General features: G+C 73.4%; 17 protein-coding genes. 9 read left to right on the top strand and 8 right to left on the bottom strand.

The window, feature by feature from the left end; translation table 11 throughout:
* Positions 1-976 precede the first annotated feature (976 nt).
* Entirely contained in the window at positions 977-2,179 is a 1,203-nt protein-coding gene (locus ACIF9R_RS01030; protein ID WP_399972500.1) for an amino acid deaminase/aldolase, read from the top strand.
* A 20-nt stretch (positions 2,180-2,199) separates the two neighbouring features.
* Here ACIF9R_RS01030 and ACIF9R_RS01025 read toward each other — a convergent pair whose 3' ends face one another.
* The 4 genes from ACIF9R_RS01025 to ACIF9R_RS01010 are packed head-to-tail and all read right to left on the bottom strand — an operon-like array spanning position 2,200 to position 6,686.
* On the bottom strand, positions 2,200-3,117 hold the full coding sequence (locus ACIF9R_RS01025; protein WP_399973014.1) for a DUF2510 domain-containing protein: 918 nt from the start codon (positions 3,115-3,117) through the stop codon (positions 2,200-2,202).
* Between the two features lie 27 nt (positions 3,118-3,144).
* Positions 3,145-3,927 carry a 3-oxoacyl-ACP reductase gene (locus ACIF9R_RS01020; RefSeq protein ID WP_399972497.1) on the bottom strand — a complete coding sequence of 261 codons (783 nt, stop codon included), beginning with the start codon at positions 3,925-3,927 and terminating at the stop codon, positions 3,145-3,147.
* 6 nt (positions 3,928-3,933) lie between these two features.
* Positions 3,934-5,307: an aldehyde dehydrogenase family protein gene (locus tag ACIF9R_RS01015; RefSeq protein WP_399972495.1), complete on the bottom strand. Its 1,374-nt coding sequence runs from the start codon at positions 5,305-5,307 to the stop codon at positions 3,934-3,936.
* An 8-nt stretch (positions 5,308-5,315) separates the two neighbouring features.
* Positions 5,316-6,686, bottom strand: coding sequence for a glutamine synthetase family protein (locus ACIF9R_RS01010; RefSeq protein WP_399972492.1), 1,371 nt, complete (start codon positions 6,684-6,686; stop codon positions 5,316-5,318).
* Positions 6,687-6,771: 85 nt separating this feature from the next.
* Here ACIF9R_RS01010 and ACIF9R_RS01005 point away from each other — a divergent pair, with 85 nt between their 5' ends.
* The 3 genes from ACIF9R_RS01005 to ACIF9R_RS00995 all read left to right on the top strand — a co-directional run bounded on the left by ACIF9R_RS01005 (position 6,772) and on the right by ACIF9R_RS00995 (position 9,888).
* Positions 6,772-7,506 (top strand): FadR/GntR family transcriptional regulator, encoded by a 735-nt coding sequence (locus tag ACIF9R_RS01005; RefSeq protein ID WP_399972489.1) that lies wholly within the window; start codon positions 6,772-6,774, stop codon positions 7,504-7,506.
* Positions 7,507-7,652: 146 nt separating this feature from the next.
* Positions 7,653-9,101 (top strand): ethanolamine permease, encoded by a 1,449-nt coding sequence (gene eat / locus ACIF9R_RS01000; protein WP_399972487.1) that lies wholly within the window; start codon positions 7,653-7,655, stop codon positions 9,099-9,101.
* A gap of 100 nt (positions 9,102-9,201) precedes the next feature.
* Positions 9,202-9,888: a gamma-glutamyl-gamma-aminobutyrate hydrolase family protein gene (locus ACIF9R_RS00995; protein ID WP_399972484.1), complete on the top strand. Its 687-nt coding sequence runs from the start codon at positions 9,202-9,204 to the stop codon at positions 9,886-9,888.
* A gap of 570 nt (positions 9,889-10,458) precedes the next feature.
* Here the strand turns inward: ACIF9R_RS00995 and ACIF9R_RS00990 are convergent.
* From ACIF9R_RS00990 to ACIF9R_RS00975, 4 genes are all read right to left on the bottom strand, one after another.
* On the bottom strand, positions 10,459-11,394 hold the full coding sequence (locus tag ACIF9R_RS00990) for a LysR family transcriptional regulator (protein ID WP_399972482.1): 936 nt from the start codon (positions 11,392-11,394) through the stop codon (positions 10,459-10,461).
* Positions 11,395-11,476: 82 nt separating this feature from the next.
* On the bottom strand, positions 11,477-12,211 hold the full coding sequence (locus ACIF9R_RS00985) for a helical backbone metal receptor (protein ID WP_399972479.1): 735 nt from the start codon (positions 12,209-12,211) through the stop codon (positions 11,477-11,479).
* Positions 12,208-12,777 carry a helix-turn-helix domain-containing protein gene (locus ACIF9R_RS00980; RefSeq protein ID WP_399972476.1) on the bottom strand — a complete coding sequence of 190 codons (570 nt, stop codon included), beginning with the start codon at positions 12,775-12,777 and terminating at the stop codon, positions 12,208-12,210. The genes ACIF9R_RS00985 and ACIF9R_RS00980 overlap by 4 nt, the downstream gene beginning before the upstream one ends.
* 338 nt (positions 12,778-13,115) lie before the next feature.
* A complete protein-coding gene (locus ACIF9R_RS00975; RefSeq protein ID WP_399972473.1) occupies positions 13,116-13,367 on the bottom strand; it encodes a hypothetical protein in 252 nt (83 codons plus the stop codon).
* On the opposite strand from ACIF9R_RS00975, the gene ACIF9R_RS00970 reads away from it, so the two are divergent.
* The 5 genes from ACIF9R_RS00970 to ACIF9R_RS00950 all read left to right on the top strand — a co-directional run bounded on the left by ACIF9R_RS00970 (position 13,366) and on the right by ACIF9R_RS00950 (position 16,645).
* On the top strand, positions 13,366-13,605 hold the full coding sequence (locus tag ACIF9R_RS00970; protein ID WP_399972470.1) for a recombinase family protein: 240 nt from the start codon (positions 13,366-13,368) through the stop codon (positions 13,603-13,605). The two genes, ACIF9R_RS00975 and ACIF9R_RS00970, sit on opposite strands and share 2 nt — an antisense overlap.
* A 425-nt stretch (positions 13,606-14,030) precedes the next feature.
* Positions 14,031-14,273, top strand: coding sequence for a hypothetical protein (locus ACIF9R_RS00965; RefSeq protein ID WP_399972467.1), 243 nt, complete (start codon positions 14,031-14,033; stop codon positions 14,271-14,273).
* A 93-nt stretch (positions 14,274-14,366) separates the two neighbouring features.
* A complete protein-coding gene (locus tag ACIF9R_RS00960; protein ID WP_399972464.1) occupies positions 14,367-15,296 on the top strand; it encodes a 5'-3' exonuclease H3TH domain-containing protein in 930 nt (309 codons plus the stop codon).
* 95 nt (positions 15,297-15,391) lie between these two features.
* Positions 15,392-16,237: a siderophore-interacting protein gene (locus ACIF9R_RS00955; RefSeq protein ID WP_399972461.1), complete on the top strand. Its 846-nt coding sequence runs from the start codon at positions 15,392-15,394 to the stop codon at positions 16,235-16,237.
* A gap of 111 nt (positions 16,238-16,348) precedes the next feature.
* Positions 16,349-16,645 carry a hypothetical protein gene (locus ACIF9R_RS00950; protein WP_399972459.1) on the top strand — a complete coding sequence of 99 codons (297 nt, stop codon included), beginning with the start codon at positions 16,349-16,351 and terminating at the stop codon, positions 16,643-16,645.
* Positions 16,646-16,908 lie beyond the last annotated feature (263 nt).

Below are 16,908 nucleotides of genomic sequence, written 5' to 3'. Positions count from 1 at the left end.
GGGCATCGGACGCCGACGACGGTGCGGCGGACCGAGCCTCGGAGGACCGCGGGTCCCCGCCTACGGACGGCCGAGCGTCCCAGGACCGCGGATTCCGGCTCGCGGACGGCGGGGCATCGGACGCCGACGACGGTGCGGCGGACCGAGCCTCGGAGGACCGCGGGTCCCCGCCTACGGACGGCACGGCGTCCGGGCGGGGCGGCAGCACCACAGGAGGCCGCGGAGGGCTGCCTGCGGAGGGCCGAGCATCCGAGGACCGCGGGTCCCCGCCCGCAGACGGCACGGCGTCCGGGCGGGGCGGCAGCACCACAGGAGGCCGCGGAGGGCTGCCTGCGGAGGGCCGGGCGTCCCAGGACCGCGGGGTCCCGCCCGCGGACGGCTCTGCGTCAGGGAGAGGCGGCGGCACGACGGGGGGCCGCGGCGCGCGGCCCGCGGTGGGCGGAGCGGCCGGGGTGCGCGGGTCGGGGCCCACGGACGGTGGGGCGTCGGGGAAACGGGCGGAGGCGCGCGGCGGCGGAGGGGGTGCCATGGGGTCCGTGCCGCCGTGGGCCGGCTTTCGGGTGTCGAAGGCGCCCGGGCCGCCCGAGGTCCGGCCCCGTGGGGCGGGGTCCGCCGTGGCGGGTTCCGGAGGGGCCGGCGGCTGGGCGGGGGGAGGGGGCACGGTGGGCCGCGGAGGCGGGGAGGCGCGGCGCGCTTCCGTGCTCATGCACCCCCCGTTTCCTCGTGCCCGGGCCGTTTCCGCCTGAGCGGACCGGTGTCTTCGCCGCCAGGGGCCCGGCACGGACTCGTCCCGGGCACAGATACCCGCACGGACGGCGCGTCATCCCGCCCGGTTCCCGGGCCGGTCCTGTTCCGCCGTGCGTGCGCGTCACTCTACGGCGTGATCCGCGTCGAACGGGAACCAGTCCGCAGGCCCGTGGCATCTGCCCGGAACGTCCCCCTACCCTGCGGTAATCCTGTCTGGCAGGCTGCGGTCATGACTGCGCGCGCCGCCGACCGGGCCCGTTACGACCGGGCCACCGCCCAGCTCGAAGCCCCTCTCGCGATCGTGGACCTGGACGCCTTCGACGCCAACGCGGACGATCTGGTCCGCAGGGCGGGGGGCAAGCCGGTCCGGGTCGCCAGCAAGTCCGTGCGCTGCCGTGCGCTGCTGGAACGGGTGCTGGCCCGGGACGGTTTCGCGGGCATCATGTCGTTCACGCTCGCCGAGTCGCTGTGGCTGGCCCGCTCCGGTTTCGACGACGTTCTCCTCGCCTATCCGTCCGCCGACCGGGCCGGTTACGCCGAACTCGCCGCCGATCCCAAGCTCGCCGCCGCCGTCACGGTCATGGTGGACGATCCTGCGCAGCTGGACCTGATCGACGCGTCCCGCGCCGGCGGTGACGAAGTGGTGCGGGTGTGCCTGGAGTTGGACACGGCGCTGAAGCTGTTCGGCGGACGGGTGCGGGTCGGCGCGCGCCGGTCACCGCTGCATTCCCCGGCCCAGGTCGCCGAGGTCGCGCGCGCGGTGGCCGGACGGCCGGGGTTCAGGATCGTCGGGATCATGGCGTACGAGGGTCATGTGGCCGGGGTCGGTGACGCGGTGGCCGGGCGGCCGCTGCGGTCCCGGGCGGTGCGGCTGATGCAGGCGACGGCCCGCCGTGAGCTCGCCGAGCGGCGGGCCGCGGTGGTGCGGGCGGTGCGGGCGGTCGTACCGGATCTGGAGTTCGTCAACGGCGGCGGCACGGGGAGTGTGCAGCACACCGCCGCGGAGGACGCGGTCACCGAGATCGCGGCGGGTTCGGGACTGTATGTGCCGCGGCTGTTCGACAACTACACGTCGTTCAGCGGGCGTCCGGCGGCGCTGTTCGCCCTGCCGGTGGTGCGGCGGCCGGGGGTCGGCGTGGTGACGGTGCTCGGCGGGGGCTATCCGGCCTCCGGCGCGCCGGGCGCGGACCGGCTGCCGGTGCCGTATCTGCCCGAGGGGCTGCGGTACGACCCCCAGGAGGGGGCCGGTGAGGTGCAGACGCCGCTGCTGGGTCCGCCCGCCGACGATCTGCTGATCGGCGACAAGGTGTGGTTCCGGCACGCGAAGGCGGGCGAGCTGTGCGAGCGGTTCGACGCGCTGCGGCTGGTGGAGGGCGACACGGTGACGGCGACGGTGCCGACGTACCGGGGCGAGGGTCACACGTTTCTGTGACGGCTCCGTCCTGTGACGGCTCAGTCCGCCGGGCCGATGCTGCTGCCGACGCCACCGCCGGAGGCCTCGTCCGTGACCGGGCGGATGCCCTTGGTGATGCGGTCCATGTCGGCCAGGGGCGGGCCGTCCCGGCCCGCGTCGAAGACGTACCGGACGAGGACCGGTGACTCGGTACCGACGCTGGAGGGGAACACCAGCGACTGCACATAGCCGCCGGGTCCCTCGGCGGTGGTGACGCGCCAGCGCACGAAGTACCCGGCGCGGCCGGCCACCGCCACCGGGCCGGAGTTCACGACCCTGTGGGACGTCAGTCCGCCGTACGGGCGTTGGCCGATGGTGTCCTCGTCGAAGGCGGCGTCGGCCGCTTCGGCGATGTCGTCCTTGGCGATCCGCTCGGGCGAGGCCGTGTCGCTCCCGGTCACGGTGCGGGAGATGACGAGGCCGTGGCGGCAGACGGATCCCTCGCCGGGGCAGTCGTAGATGCCGTCGGTGGTCATGACGACGTCGTCCTGAGCGACGTGCTCGGGCCGGACCCAGCCGTCGAGGAGCGGGAAGGTGATCCCGTTGAGCTGGTCCTCGACGACGCCGGGGTCCTCGGCGGCGGGCTCCGACGGGGACGGTGGCGGGGACGGCGGGCCGGTCGCGGATGAGGCGGCGGTGGCGGTCGGGGCGGTTCCCGCCTCCGGGTCGCCGTCGTCCCCGCCGAGGACCAGCACGCCGGTGACGACCGCGGCGACGAGCAGGGCCCCGGCCGTGGTGAGGGCGACCGCCTTCGCGCGGCCGGTACCGCCCGCGCCGCCGGTGCCTCCCAAGGACGGGGCCGGCGGCGCGGTGGGAGCCTCCGGGGTGCGCCGGTGCCCGGTCCAGGCCGTGCCGTCCCACCAGCGTTCCAGGTGTGGGGCATGCGGGTCGCGGTACCAGCCGGGCGGCGGCGTCATGCTCATCCCGGCACTGTAGGGCGCCCGTCAGAGGGGCGTGACGTACGCCCCCGAGATTCCGCCGTCCACCAGGAAGTCGGTGGCGTTGACGAAGGAGGAGTCGTCGCTGGCCAGGAAGGCGACGGCGGCGGCGATCTCCTCGGCCTCGGCGAACCGGCCGAGCGGGATGTGGACGAGGCGGCGGGCCGCGCGCTCGGGGTCCTTGGCGAACAGTTCCCGGAGCAGCGGGGTGTTGACCGGTCCGGGGCACAGGGCGTTGACCCGGATGCCCTCCCGGGCGAACTGCACCCCGAGTTCCCGGGACATGGCGAGGACGCCGCCCTTGGACGCGGTGTAGGAGATCTGGCTGGTGGCCGCCCCCATCCTGGCCACGAAGGACGCGGTGTTGATGATGGAGCCCTTGCCCTGGCGCCGCATGTACGGGATGGCGGCCTTGCAGCAGAGGTAGACGGAGGTCAGGTTGACCTCCTGGACGCGCTTCCAGGCGTCGAGGCCGGTCTCCAGGATGGAATCGTCGTCGGGCGGGGAGATGCCGGCGTTGTTGAAGGCGATGTCGACGCTGCCGTAGGTGTCGTACGCGGTCTCGAACAGTGCCTCGACCTGCTCGGGGTCGGTGACGTCGGCGTAGGCGAAGATGCCGCCGGTCTCCTCCGCGGCGGCCTTTCCGCGTGCCTCGTCGACGTCCGCGCAGACGACGTGGGCGCCCTCGGAGGCTAGCCGGCGGGCGGTGGCGAGACCGATGCCGCTGCCGGCCCCGGTGACGACGGCGGTGCGGCCGACCAGGCGGCGGCAGGTGTTCTCTTCGCTCATGTGCGGTCAGGCCTCCGTGCTGATGAAGACGTTCTTGGTTTCGGTGAAGGCGCTCAGCGCGTCCGGGCCGAGCTCGCGGCCGACGCCGGACTGCTTGAACCCGCCGAAGGGGGTCCAGTAGCGGACGCTGGAGTGGGAGTTGACGGACAGGTTCCCGGCGCGGACGGCCCGGGAGACGCGCAGGGCGCGGCCGACGTCCCGGGTCCAGAGCGAACCCGAGAGACCGTAGTCGGTGGCGTTGGCCAGGCGTACGGCGTCGGCCTCGTCATCGAAGGGGAGGACGACCGCGACGGGGCCGAACACCTCCTCCACGGCGACGCGTGCGTGCGGGGCGACGCCGGTGAGGACGGTGGGCGGGAACCAGTACCCGGGGCCCTCGGGGGCCTTGCCGCGGATGCCGTCGAGGTCGTCGGTGACGTAGGAGCGGACACGGTCCAGCTGGGCGCGGGAGATCAGCGGGCCCATGTCCACGGTCTCGTCGGACGGGTCGCCCACCCGGACCGCCTCGACCGCGGGGGCGAGCAGTTCCAGGAAGCGGTCGTGGGCGGAGCGCTCGACCAGGATGCGGGTGCGGGCGCAGCAGTCCTGTCCCGCGTTGTCGAGGAAGGACAGGGGTGCGGCGGCCGCTGCGGCCTCCAGGTCGGCGTCGGCGAAGACGATGTTGGGGCTCTTGCCGCCGAGTTCGAGGGTGACGCGCTTGAGGCGGTCCGCACCCCTGGCCCATACCCGCTTGCCCACGGCCGTCGACCCGGTGAACACGATCTTGGCGACATCGGGGTGCTCGACGAGGGCGTTCCCGGTGACCGGGCCGGGCCCGGGGAGTACCTGGAACAGGTCCTCGGGGAGGCCTGCCTCCAGGGCGAGTTCGGCCAGGCGCAGGGCGGTGAGGGGGGTGGTCTCGGCGGGTTTGAGCAGCACCGCGTTGCCCGCGGCGAGGGCGGGTGCGGTGCCCCAGGCCGCGATGGGCATGGGGAAGTTCCAGGGGGCGATGACGCCGACGACGCCGAGGGGTTCGAGGAAGGTGATGTTCACCCCGCCGGGCACCGGGATCTGACGGCCGGTGAGGCGTTCCACTCCCCCGGCCGCGTAGTCGAGCAGGTCGCGGACGTTGCCGGCCTCCCAGCGGGCGTTGCCGAGGGTGTGGCCGGCCTCGCGGACCTCCAGGCGGGCCAGTTCCTCGATGTGCTCGTCGACGGTGGCGGCGAACCGGCGCAGCAGCCGGGCCCGGTCGGCGGGTGCGAGGGCGGCCCAGGCGGCCTGCGCGCGGGCGGCGCGTACGACGGCGGCGTCGACGTCGGCGGGTCCTGCGGCCGGGACGGTGGCGATGACCTCCTCGGTCGCGGGGTTGCGTACCTGGAGCTCGGTGGGCTGGTCGGACACTCGGGGCCTCACATGCGTTCGAAGGAGCGGCGCAGCTCCCAGTCGGTGACCGCGGCGTCGAAGGCGTCGGTCTCGACGCGCGCCATGTTGCGGTAGTGGGCGACGACCTCCTCGCCGAAGGCCGCCTTCGCGATCGCGCTGTTCTCCCACAGTTCGGCGGCCTCGCGCAGGGTGGTGGGGACGTGCTCGAAGTCGGCCGTGTAGGCGTTGCCGGCGCAGGGTTCGGGCAGTTCCAGCTTCTGCTCGATGCCGTACAGGCCGGCGGCGACCATGCCGGCCACGGCGAGGTGCGGGTTGACGTCGCCGCCGGGCAGCCGGTTCTCGAAGCGCAGGGAGCGGCCGTGGCCCACCACGCGCAGGGCGCAGGTGCGGTTGTCGCGGCCCCAGGCGACGGCGGTCGGGGCGAAGGAGCCCGGCTGGAACCGCTTGTAGGAGTTGATGTGCGGGGCGTAGAGCAGGGAGAACTCACGGAGCGCGGCGAGTTGCCCGGCGAGGAAGTGACGCATCACCTCGGACATGGAGTCCGGCTCCTCGGCGGAGCCCGGCATGGCGCTGTCGCCGGCGGCGTCCGCGAGGGAGAGATGGATGTGGCAGGAGTTGCCCTCGCGCTCGTCGTACTTGGCCATGAAGGTGATCGAGACGCCCTCCTGGGCGGCGATCTCCTTGGCGCCGGTCTTGTAGATCGCGTGCTGGTCGCAGGTGACCAGGGCCTCGTCGTAGCGGAACACGATCTCGTGCTGGCCGGGGTTGCACTCGCCCTTGGCGGACTCGACGGTGAGTCCGGCGGCGGCCATCTCGTTGCGGATGCGGCGCAGCAGGGGCTCGACGCGGCCGGTGCCGAGCACCGAGTAGTCGACGTTGTACTGGTTGGCGGGGGTCAGTCCGCGGTAGCCGGCGTCCCAGGCCTGTTCGTAGGTGTCCTTGAAGACGATGAACTCCAGCTCGGTGCCGACCCGGGCGGTGTGGCCGAGCGCGGCGAGGCGGTCCAGCTGGCGGCGCAGGATCTGCCGGGGCGCGGCGACGACCGGGGAGCCGTCGGCCCAGGCGAGGTCGGCGACGACCAGGGCCGTGCCCTCGTTCCAGGGCACCCGGCGCAGGGTGTCGAGGTCGGGATACATGGCGAAGTCGCCGTAGCCGGTCTCCCAGGAGGACATGGCGTAGCCGTCGACGGTGTTCATGTCGGCGTCGACGGCGAGCAGGTAGTTGCAGCCCTCGGTGCCGTGCCGGAGCACCTCGTCGAGGAAGAAGCGCGCGGCGAACCGCTTGCCCTGGAGCCGTCCCTGCATGTCGGGGAAGGCCAGGACGACGGTGTCGATCTCACCGCCGGCGACGAGGGTGTGCAGCTCCTCGACGGAGAGCGGGGGTGTGCGGTCTGCCACGGGGGGCCTCCTCGGGCTACTGCGGTCGAGCCGGGAGCCATAAGGTATTGCTGGGGACCATTGCTTGGGAAGGGGGCACGGCGGGATGCCGGAAGATACGGCCGGCGCGGTCGGGGACCGTCTGGCACCGGTGCTGCGGCAGGTCCGCGCGGGCAGCGGTTTCGAGGAGGCGCTGGAGCAGATCCTCCAGGTGGTGCGGCTGGGTCTGGTGGCGGCCGGGGAGCGGCTGCCGGCCGAGCGTGAGCTGGCGGAGCGGCTCGGGATCAGCCGGGTGACGCTGCGTGAGGTGCTGAAGGTGCTCCAGGACCAGGGTCTAGTGGAGTCGCGGCGCGGCCGGTACGGCGGCACGTTCGTGCTGCCCCGTCCGACGGACACCGGCGAGGAGGAACTGCGGCGCCGGATCTCCGCGACCGACCTCGAGGATGTCCTGCGCTTCCGGGAGGTACTGGAGGTGGGCGCGGCGGGCCTGTGCGCGGCACACGGGCTGACGGCGGGACAGGCGGACCGGTTGCGCGAGGCGCTGTCCGGCACGCGGGAGGCGCCGCTGACCGACTACCGGCGGCTGGACACGCTGTTCCACCTCACGCTGGCGGAGCTGTGCGGCTCGCCGACGCTCACCGCGCAGTACGCGGCGGTCCGCGCGACGGTGAACGACCTGCTGGACTGCATCCCGCTGCTGGTGCGCAATCTGGAGCACTCGCAGCGGCAGCACGCGGCGCTGGTCGAGGCGGTGCTGGAGGGGGACGCGGACGGGGCGCGGGAGGTGATGCGCGAGCACTGTGCGGGGACGGCGGCGCTGCTGCGGGGGTTCCTGGCCTGAGGGCGTGACCCGCACGGACGGTTTACCCAGGCTTGACGCAGGGGGGTTGCGCTCACGGTGCGCGCGCCACGAAGGTATGGACCCACAAAGGTCTGGATCCGTTCCATTACCGTCTTCCTCGCCACCGCCCCCTGGGGAGCCGCCCCGTGAGCCTTCCGTCCACATCCCGTGATTCCGCCGCCGCCGAGCCGGACGACTACCTCGAGCGCAGACGGCTCCGCCGGGGCAGCGCCGGCTGGCTGCTGCTGACCGGCCTCGGTGTCGCCTACGTCGTCTCCGGGGACTACTCGGGCTGGAACTTCGGCCTGGCCGAGGGCGGCTTCGGGGGCCTGGCGATCGCCATGCTGCTGATGGGCGCCATGTACACCTGCATGGTCTTCGCCCTCGCCGAGCTGTCCTCGATCCTGCCCACGGCGGGCGGCGGCTACGGCTTCGCCCGCCGGGCGCTCGGGCCGTGGGGCGGGTTCCTCACCGGCACCGCGATCCTCATCGAGTACGTGCTCGCGCCCGCCGCGATCTCCATCTTCATCGGCGACTACGTCGAGTCGCTGGGTCTGTTCGGTCTGGAGTCAGGCTGGCCGGTGTATCTGGTCTGCTTCGTCGTCTTCATCGGGATCCATCTGTGGGGCGTGGGCGAGGCGCTGCGGTTCAGTTTCGTGGTCACGGGCATCGCGGTGGCGGCGCTGGTGGTCTTCGCGCTGGCCGCGCTGCCCGAGTTCGACGCGTCGTCCCTCGACGACATCCCGGTAGACACCTCGGCGCTCGGTGCGAACTCCTGGCTGCCGATGGGGCTGCTGGGCATCTGGGCGGCGTTCCCGTTCGGGATGTGGTTCTTCCTGGGCGTGGAAGGCGTACCGCTGGCCGCCGAGGAGACCAGGGCGCCGGCCCGTACGCTGCCGAAGGCGATCCGCTGGTCCATGGGCATCCTGGTGGTGCTGGCGGTGGTGACCTTCTTCACGGCGGCCGGGGCGCGGGGCTCGGCCGCGATCCAGGACGCGGGCAACCCGCTGGTGGAGGCGCTCCAGCCGGACGGCGAGGCGACGGTGCTGAGCCGGATCGTGAACTACGCGGGCCTCGCCGGCCTGGTCGCGTCGTTCTTCTCGCTGATCTACGCCGGTTCACGCCAGTTGTTCGCGCTGTCCCGCGCGGGCTATCTGCCGCGGTTCCTGTCCCTCACCAGCAGCCGCCGGGCGCCGTACCTCGGTCTGCTCGTGCCGGGCGCGATCGGCTTCGCGCTGGCCGCCGGGACCGGCAACGGGGCCCGCATGCTGAACATCGCCGTCTTCGGCGCGACGATCTCCTATGCGCTGATGTCCCTCTCCCACATCGTGCTGCGCCGCCGGGAGCCGGAGCTGCCGCGGCCGTACCGGACGCCGGGCGGCGTGCTGACCTCCTCGGTGGCGCTGGTGCTGGCGTGCGCGGCGCTGGTGGCGACATTCCTGGTGGATGTGACGGCGGCGTTCATCGCGCTGGCGGTGTACATCGTGGCGCTGGCGTACTTCGGCCTGTACAGCCGGAAGCATCTGGTGGCGAAGGCCCCGGAGGAGGAGTTCGCGGCGCTGGCGGCGGCCGAGGCAGAGTTGTCACGGGACTGAGGACAGGGGCTGAGGACGGGGGCTGAGGACGGGGACTGAGCACAGGGACTGAGCACAGGGACTGAGAAACGGAAGCTGAGAACAGAGGGAGGTGCCCGACGTGTCGGCCAGGCCACTCATCGGCATCAGTACGTACGCGGAGCCCGGTGTGCGCTGGGGCGTGTGGCAGCTGGACGCCGTGCTGCTGCCGGCCGGCTATCCGCGGCTGGTGCGGCGGGCGGGCGGACTGGCCGCGATGCTTCCGCCGGACGCCCCGGAGCGCGCGGCGGACGTCGTGGCCCGGCTCGACGGTCTGGTCGTCGCGGGCGGCCCGGACGTGGAGCCCGTCCACTACGGCGCCGCACCCGACCCGCGCACCGGGCCGCCGGCCCGGGAACGGGACGCCTGGGAGCTGGCCCTGATCGGGGCCGCGCTGGACCGCGGGGTCCCGCTGCTCGGCATCTGCCGGGGCATGCAGCTGCTGAACGTCGCCCTCGGCGGCACGCTCGTCCAGCACATCGACGGCCACACGGAGGTGCCGGGCGCCTTCGGCCGGCACCCGGTCAAGCCGGTGCCGGGCACGCGCTACGCCGCCGCCGTCCCGGAGGAGACCTCCGTCCCGACCTACCACCACCAGTCGGTCGACCGGCTGGGCGAGGGTCTCGTCCCCTCGGCCTACGCGGAGGACGGCACGGTCGAGGCGGTCGAACTTCCCACCGGCGCCTGGACGATGGGGGTCCAATGGCACCCGGAGATGGCGGAGGACCTCCGTGTCGTACGAGCCCTGATCGTCTCGGCGGCACCGTAGCCGGTCACCGGCTCATCGCTCCCCCGCTCCGTCCAGGTGCCCCGCGCTGGTGTGAGCCGGGGGGCGTTCGCGCAGCCCGGCGTCGACGGGGTGCCGTCGCGCCCACCCTCCCCCACTCTCGGCTTCGCTCGAGCGGGGGGACCCCCATCGCCCTAGCGGCACGACTGCCCGCGGGAGCGAACGGCGCCGGGAGGGGCGGAGCCCGGAGCAGGCGCGGGGGCGGGCGGAGCCGGAACGGGCGGAGCGGGCGCCAGAACGGGCACGGGCGCGGGCCCGGGCGGAGCCGGAACGGGGGCAGACGCGAGCGGAGCCGGAACGGGCGAGGGAGCGGAGACGGATGGGTGGGCGGACGGCGCGAGCGGCTGGAGTCGGGGCGGGTGGAGCCGGAGCGGCGGAACCCGGGCGGGTGGCTGGGACGGGCGGAACCCGGGCGGGTGGCTGGGACGGGCGGAACCCGGGCGGGTGGCTGGGACGGGCGGAGCCGGGGTGAGTGGCTGGGACGGGCGGGCGGAGCCGGGGTGAGTGGCTGGAACCGGCGGACGGGGCCGGTGTGTGCCACGGGCCGGGGGCTTACGCCCGTGTCAGCGACAGCAGGTCCCGTGCCGGTCCCGCGGGTACATGCCCCGTGGGCCACACCGCACGCAGGTCCCGCGCCAACGCGACCCCGTCCACGGGAATCCGCACCAGCCGCCGCAACGCCAGTTCCTCCCCCACCGCCAGCTCGCTCAGCACCGCCGGCCCCGCCCCGCCCACCACCGCCGCCTTCACCGCCGTCGTCGAGGACAGCTCGATCAACGGCCGCGCCAACCCGCCCAGCGCGGCGTCCAGCACCTGCCGCGTCCCCGACCCCTCCTCCCGGAGGATCAGCGGGGTCGCCGCCAGCTCCTGAGCCGCGAGCGGGCGCCGCCGGCGGGCCCACGCATGCGACGGCGCCGTCACGACGATCAGCCGGTCATGGGCGATCACCACGGAGTCCAGCCCCGCCGGCACCGTCAGCCCCTCCACGAACCCGACATCCGCCTCCCCCGCCACCAGCCGCTCCGCCACCGCCGCCGAGTTCCCCGCGAGCAGCGACACCGCCGTGTCCGGACGCTCCGCGCGCAGCGCGAGCAGCCAGCCCGGCAGCAGATACTCGGCGATCGTCATGCTCGCCGCCACCCGCAGCCGGGAGTCCCTGCGGTCCCGCAGCGCCTGCGCGCCCGCGTCGAACGCCTCCGCCGCCTCCACGATCCGCCGCGCCCAGTCGGTGACCAGCGCCCCGGCGTCGGTCAGCCGCGATCCTCTCGGTGAGCGGTCGACCAGCGCCACCCCGAGCTGCCGCTCCATCGACCGGACGCGGCTGCTCGCCGCGGGCTGGGTGATGCCCAGTTCGCGCGCCGCGCCACCCAGACTCCCCAGTCGCGCCACCGCCAGCAGCAACTCCAGCGCACCAAGATCCGGCACCCGGTGGGCCATCGTTCCGGCGATCACCGGGCGATCGCCGGCATGGTCCTCCGTCTTGCCCATAAGGCCAGCTTATGCCGCGGGGCACCACCCCCGGCCTGCGCGGTGCCCTCGCGGCCCGCGCTGCGCACCGTGCGGGGGCTGTTCAGCGGCGCGCCGCCCGCAGGGCCCGGCCCAGCACCATCGGTGCCTCGGCCAGCGACGGGCCGTACCAGGTGAGATGCCGGCCGCCGACCAGCGCGCAGGGCAGCCCGGGGAAGGCCTCCGGGCCGTCGTCCGCGGTGAAGCGGTACGGCTCGTCGGGGAGCACGACGAGATCCGGTCGCGCCGCGCGCAGTTCGGCCGGCGGAACGCGCGGATAGCGCTCCGGGTGGGTCGCGTACAGCTGGTCCACCCCGAGACGGGACAGCAGGTCACCGGCGAAGGTGTCCCGGCCCAGCACCATCCAGGGGCGCCGCCACACGGGCACCACCGCCGTCCGGCGCTCCGCGGGCGCGGGCACGGGCACGGCGTCCCACGCCGCCTCGGCCTCGTCCAGCCACCGGGGCCGTGCCGCCACTCCGCACGCGGTGAGGACGCGGTCCAGCTCCCGGAAGGCGCCCCGCAGCGTCCGGACCTCCGTCACCAGGACGTCGAGACCCGCCGCCCGCAGGGCGGCCAGGTCGGGCTCGCGGTTCTCCTCCTCGTTGGCGATCACCAGGTCGGGGGCGAGAGCGGTGATCCGGTCCACCTTCGGGTTCTTCGTGCCGCCGACGCGTACGACGTCCAGTCCGGCCGGACGGGTGCACCAGTCGGTGGCACCGACGAGGGAGCCCGGGGCGGAGTGCGCCACGGCCTCCGTCAGCGAGGAGACGAGGGAGACGACCCTGGCGGGGCTCATCGGCGCGGCTTGTCCCGCAGTGCCTCGATGTCGTCGGCGACCGCGACGACCAACAGCCGGGTCTCCGCGACCGTGGCCCGCCAGCGGTGCCGGACACCTCCGGTCAGGTAGAGGGTGTCACCGCGGCCGAGACGGTACGCGCGGCCCTCCGCCTCGACCTCCACGGCGCCGTTCGCCACGTACATCAACTGGTCGTTGCGGTACTGCAGTTCACGGCCCGCGTCATGGTCGCCGGTGAATTCGGAGGCGTGCATTTGATGGTGGCCGCGCACCAGGGAGCGCACACGGGGCTCGGCCCAGGCCTCGGCACCCTCGGCGCGCACGACGTCCACGCTGCATGCCGGGTCGGCGGCGGCGAGGAGTTCCACGGCGGTGGTGCGCAGGGCGTCGGCGACCTTCTCCAGGGAGCTCTGACTGGGGCGGGCCCGCTCGTTCTCGATCTGGCTCAGGAACGGGACCGACAGGCCGCTGCGCTCGGCCACGACGGCAAGGGTGAGGTCCAGCGCCCGGCGGCGGCGGCGCACGGCCGCGCCCACCCGCAAGGGCTGTTCTTTGTGGTCGCCCATCGCTCCGGCTCCCTCCTCACCGATCGTCCCGCTTCTGGCTGTCGAGTTGTCTGCACCCTACGCATGTTCGGCGAACCGTTTCAGGCGCCTGTCATGTGGCCGTCGCCCCCGGCGGACGCCGACCTCACAGTTCGCGCCAGCCGCCCGGCGGGCCCTCGGTTCTCCCCGCGCGCGAAAAGGGGTGTTGCCGCCATTGTTCCCCGGGCCGGGCCGAAGGTCACGAGGAAGGACCGGGAAGGTTCGGGGAGAGCGTCACTCTCCGCGGTTGTCCGAATTCCTACTGTGCTCCCGGCACGCGAGAAGCCCCGCGGCCCCGGCCACAGAGGGCGTCGCGCACCTCAGGCCGCGGCCCAGCGCGAGCCACGGGACCGCCTACCACGCTGCGAGTCCTCGAACTTGATCCATTCGCACTCGCTGTACGTCCAGTGCGGCGACCGGAGCGTGACCGCGATGGGCTCCTTCTCGTTCCACCATGCGCACCGGGGCGCCTCCTGCGGGGCGGTGTCGGCGCCGTGCGGCATGACGCGGGACTTGACCGGACGACTGATGCGCCTCGACACCGCTTCGCCGTGCCTTACCATCACCCGCATGAGGAAACCGCAGGGTCCGAGACGGGTCATCGGGTACGCCCGGATCTCGAGGGCCACCGATGAGAGCACGTCCATCGAACGGCAGCGGGAGCTCATCCGCACCACCTGCCAGGCCAGAGGATGGGCCCTCGCCGAGATCGTAGAAGACGTGGACGTGTCCGCGACCAAGAGTCGAGACGATCATGTGGTGGCAGGACCGCTGCTGGCGGGGGATCGAAGCCGCCGCGACCACAGGTGACCCGGCCTGTGTCGCGCTGCGCTCTGCGGGCGTCGTCGATGACGTGCGGGCCGCCTGGTCCTGGGGCGCCCGCAACGGGCAAATATTTGGACGACGGGATCAGATAGGCCCGGAGGGCCGAACCGTACAGCACCAACTCCACCCGTCCGGCCACCCACATCACGCCCCCAGTGACTGACGGCGGCCAGATACGCCCCCACGGGAGATCGTTTCGCCGGGTGGAGCCAGATCAACTTCTTACGCCGTGGGGCCACTTCCGGGCCGCACAGTGGAGCCCAAAGAAGTGCATACAAGCAGTGTGTCACGCATGACGAGCACGAGTTCCACTCGACGCACCGGGACGCCTGGACGGCTCGCCGTCGCTCGGCCGACTGGTGCTCGGGGTGCCGCGCCGTCGCCGCTGCGAAGGACGCGGGGGCGGGAACGTGACGAACTACCGTTTCACGAAGCATGTCCTCGCGCAGATGGCGAAGCGCGACGTGTCGCCGGAGGAGGTCGGCGAAGCGATCGGATGCCCGGATGGAACCAAGCCTCATCAAGGGCGCAAGGGGTACGTGAAGGGCTCGCTGTACGTCGTCATAGCGGCGGACGGCGCGATAGTGACCGTCCTCCTTCGCGGACGCGCGACCACTTGGGATGACCACCACGTCATCAACCGCGCCTGCTGACCACAGGACGGCACGAGTAACGCCCCCGGGACACGCCTGGGGGCGTTCGCCGTTTTTCGGCCGTCCAGCGGGCAGCAGTGCGATCCTGACCGCATGACCACCAGATCTGGAAAGTGTCTTTTGCTAGACACCCCGTCCCTCTACTTCCGCGCCTACTTCGGCGTCCCCGAGTCCGTCCGCGCCCCGGACGGCACGCCGGTGAACGCGGTGCGCGGGCTGCTCGACTTCATCGACCGGCTGGTGAAGGACCACCGTCCGGACCGCCTGGTGGCCTGCATGGACGCCGACTGGCGCCCGCGGTGGCGGGTGGAGCTCATCCCCTCCTACAAGGCGCACCGGGTCGCCGAGGAGCGCGCGGCGGGGCCGGACGAGGAGGAGGTGCCCGACACGCTGTCGCCGCAGGTGCCGGTGATCGAGAGCGTGCTCGACGCGCTGGGCATCGCGCGCGTGGGGGTCGCCGGGTACGAGGCGGACGACGTGATCGGCACGTTCACCGCCCGGGCGGACGGACCGGTCGACATCGTCACCGGTGACCGTGACCTCTACCAGCTGGTGGACGATGCGCGCGGGGTGCGGGTGCTGTATCCACTGAAGGGCGTGGGCACGCTCCAGGTCACCGAGGAGGCCACGCTGCGCGAGAAGTATGGGGTGGACGGCAAGGGGTACGCGGACCTGGCGCTGCTGCGCGGTGATCCGAGCGACGGGCTGCCGGGCGTGCCGGGCGTCGGGGAGAAGACGGCGGCCAAACTGCTGGCCGAGTTCAGCGACCTGGCCGGCATCCTGGTGGCCGTGGACGACCCGCGGTCCAAGCTCACGCCGACGCAGCGCCGGCGCCTGGATCTGGCACGGCCGTATCTCGCGGTCGCTCCCAAGGTGGTCCGGGTCGCGGACGACGTCCCGCTGCCGGACGTGGACACGGCGCTGCCGCGGACGCCGCGCGACCCGGCCGGGACGGAGACCCTGGCCGCCCGCTGGGGTCTGGGCGGCTCGCTGCAGCGGCTGCTGGCGACGCTGTCGTCGTGAGCCGTTCCCGCGGGGCCGGGCCGATGGCTCGGCCGATGGCCGGGGCCGAGGTGCTAACTTAGGCTACCCTAACTGTGAAAGCTGGGAGGCACCTCATGGCAGAGCGACCGGGACGCGCGTCGCGCGCGCCGCACACCGCCGAGGTCGTCCGCACCGAGCGGCTGACCCCGCACATGCAGCGCGTGGTGCTCGGCGGCGAGGGCCTAGCCGGGCTCCCCGTGGGCACCTGCACCGATCACTACGTCAAACTGCTGTTCCCGGCCGCGGGGGTCACCTACCCCGAGCCCTTCGACCTCCAGCGCATCCGCGAGGAGTTTCCGCGCGACCAGTGGCCGGTGACCCGTACGTACACCGTGCGCCAGTGGGACGCCGAGCACCGCGAACTGACGCTGGACTTCGTCGTCCACGGGGACCAGGGTCTGGCCGGTCCCTGGGCGGCGAAGGTCCGTCCGGGCGAGATCGTACGGTTCATCGGCCCCGGCGGCGCCTACGCCCCGGACCCGGCCGCCGACTGGCACCTGCTCGCCGGGGACGAGAGCGCGCTGCCCGCGATCGCCCGCGCGCTGGAAGAACTGCCCCGGGGTGCGAAGGCGTTCGCCTTCGTGGAGATCTCCGGTCCCGAGGAGGAGCAGAAGATCGACTCCGACGTGGAGGTGCGCTGGCTCCACCGCGGCGGCCGCCGCGTCGGTGAGGCGCTGGTGGAGGCCGTGCGCGGCCTCGGCTTCCCCGAGGGCAGGGTGCATGCCTTCGTCCATGGTGAGGCGCACTTCGTGAAGGAGTTGCGGGCCCTGCTGCGGGTGGAGCGGGGCATCGCCCGCGAGGACCTGTCGATCTCCGGGTACTGGCGGCTCGGCCACGACGAGGACGGCTGGCAGGCCTCGAAGCGGGACTGGAACGCCCGTGTCGAGGCGGAGCAGGAAAGCGCGGGGACCGCGGCCTGACCTGCCCCGGACGGCGTCGGGGCGCCGTCCGGGTGAACCGCCGCGCATCGCGCCGGGCCGGGCGGCGTGGCGAGCCTCCGGCGACGGGCCACTGCCCCATGATCCGAGCGCGTGGCACACACCTTCGACGAACTCGTGGCCAAGCAGATCGCGGCGGACGAGGCACACGGCCGGTTACGGCAACTCCGGGACACCTACGATCCGCGCACCCGCGCCCACTGGAGCGCCCAGCAGCGGGCGACGTGGGAGACGGCCTGGCGGGCCTGGCGCGACCTCGCCCGTGACGTCCGCGTCGCGGTGACCGACTACGCGCGCGCCGAGGGCAGACCGCTGCACGAGATCGAGGCCGATCTGACCCACGCGGTACGCAGCGACGAGCCGCCCGAGCCGGGCACGCCCAGCAGGTGACCTCCCGGCCGATGACGCCGTCCCCCCTCTCACCCGGCCACAGCGGTACGCGGACGCCCCGGGGACGGTGGGGCGGCGACGCCTGCCGCGGGCAGCCCGGCAACGGATCGCGTCGGGCCTCGGGCCGGTGCCGCGTGTCCCGCCGGGGTCGCTCGGCATCGCTCGAACGGGCGGGGCCGACGGCACCCCCGCCGGTGCGGGCGGCACTCGGGAAAGCCGCCCCCGGCCCGATACGGCTCGACACCCTGCCCCGCACGCTCTCT

Source organism: Streptomyces sp. NPDC086080, from assembly GCF_044540255.1.
Taxonomy (GTDB): Bacteria; Actinomycetota; Actinomycetes; order Streptomycetales; family Streptomycetaceae; genus Streptomyces.
Note: the sequence above shows the minus strand (reverse complement) of the source record. Positions and strands in the feature narration are given on the sequence as shown.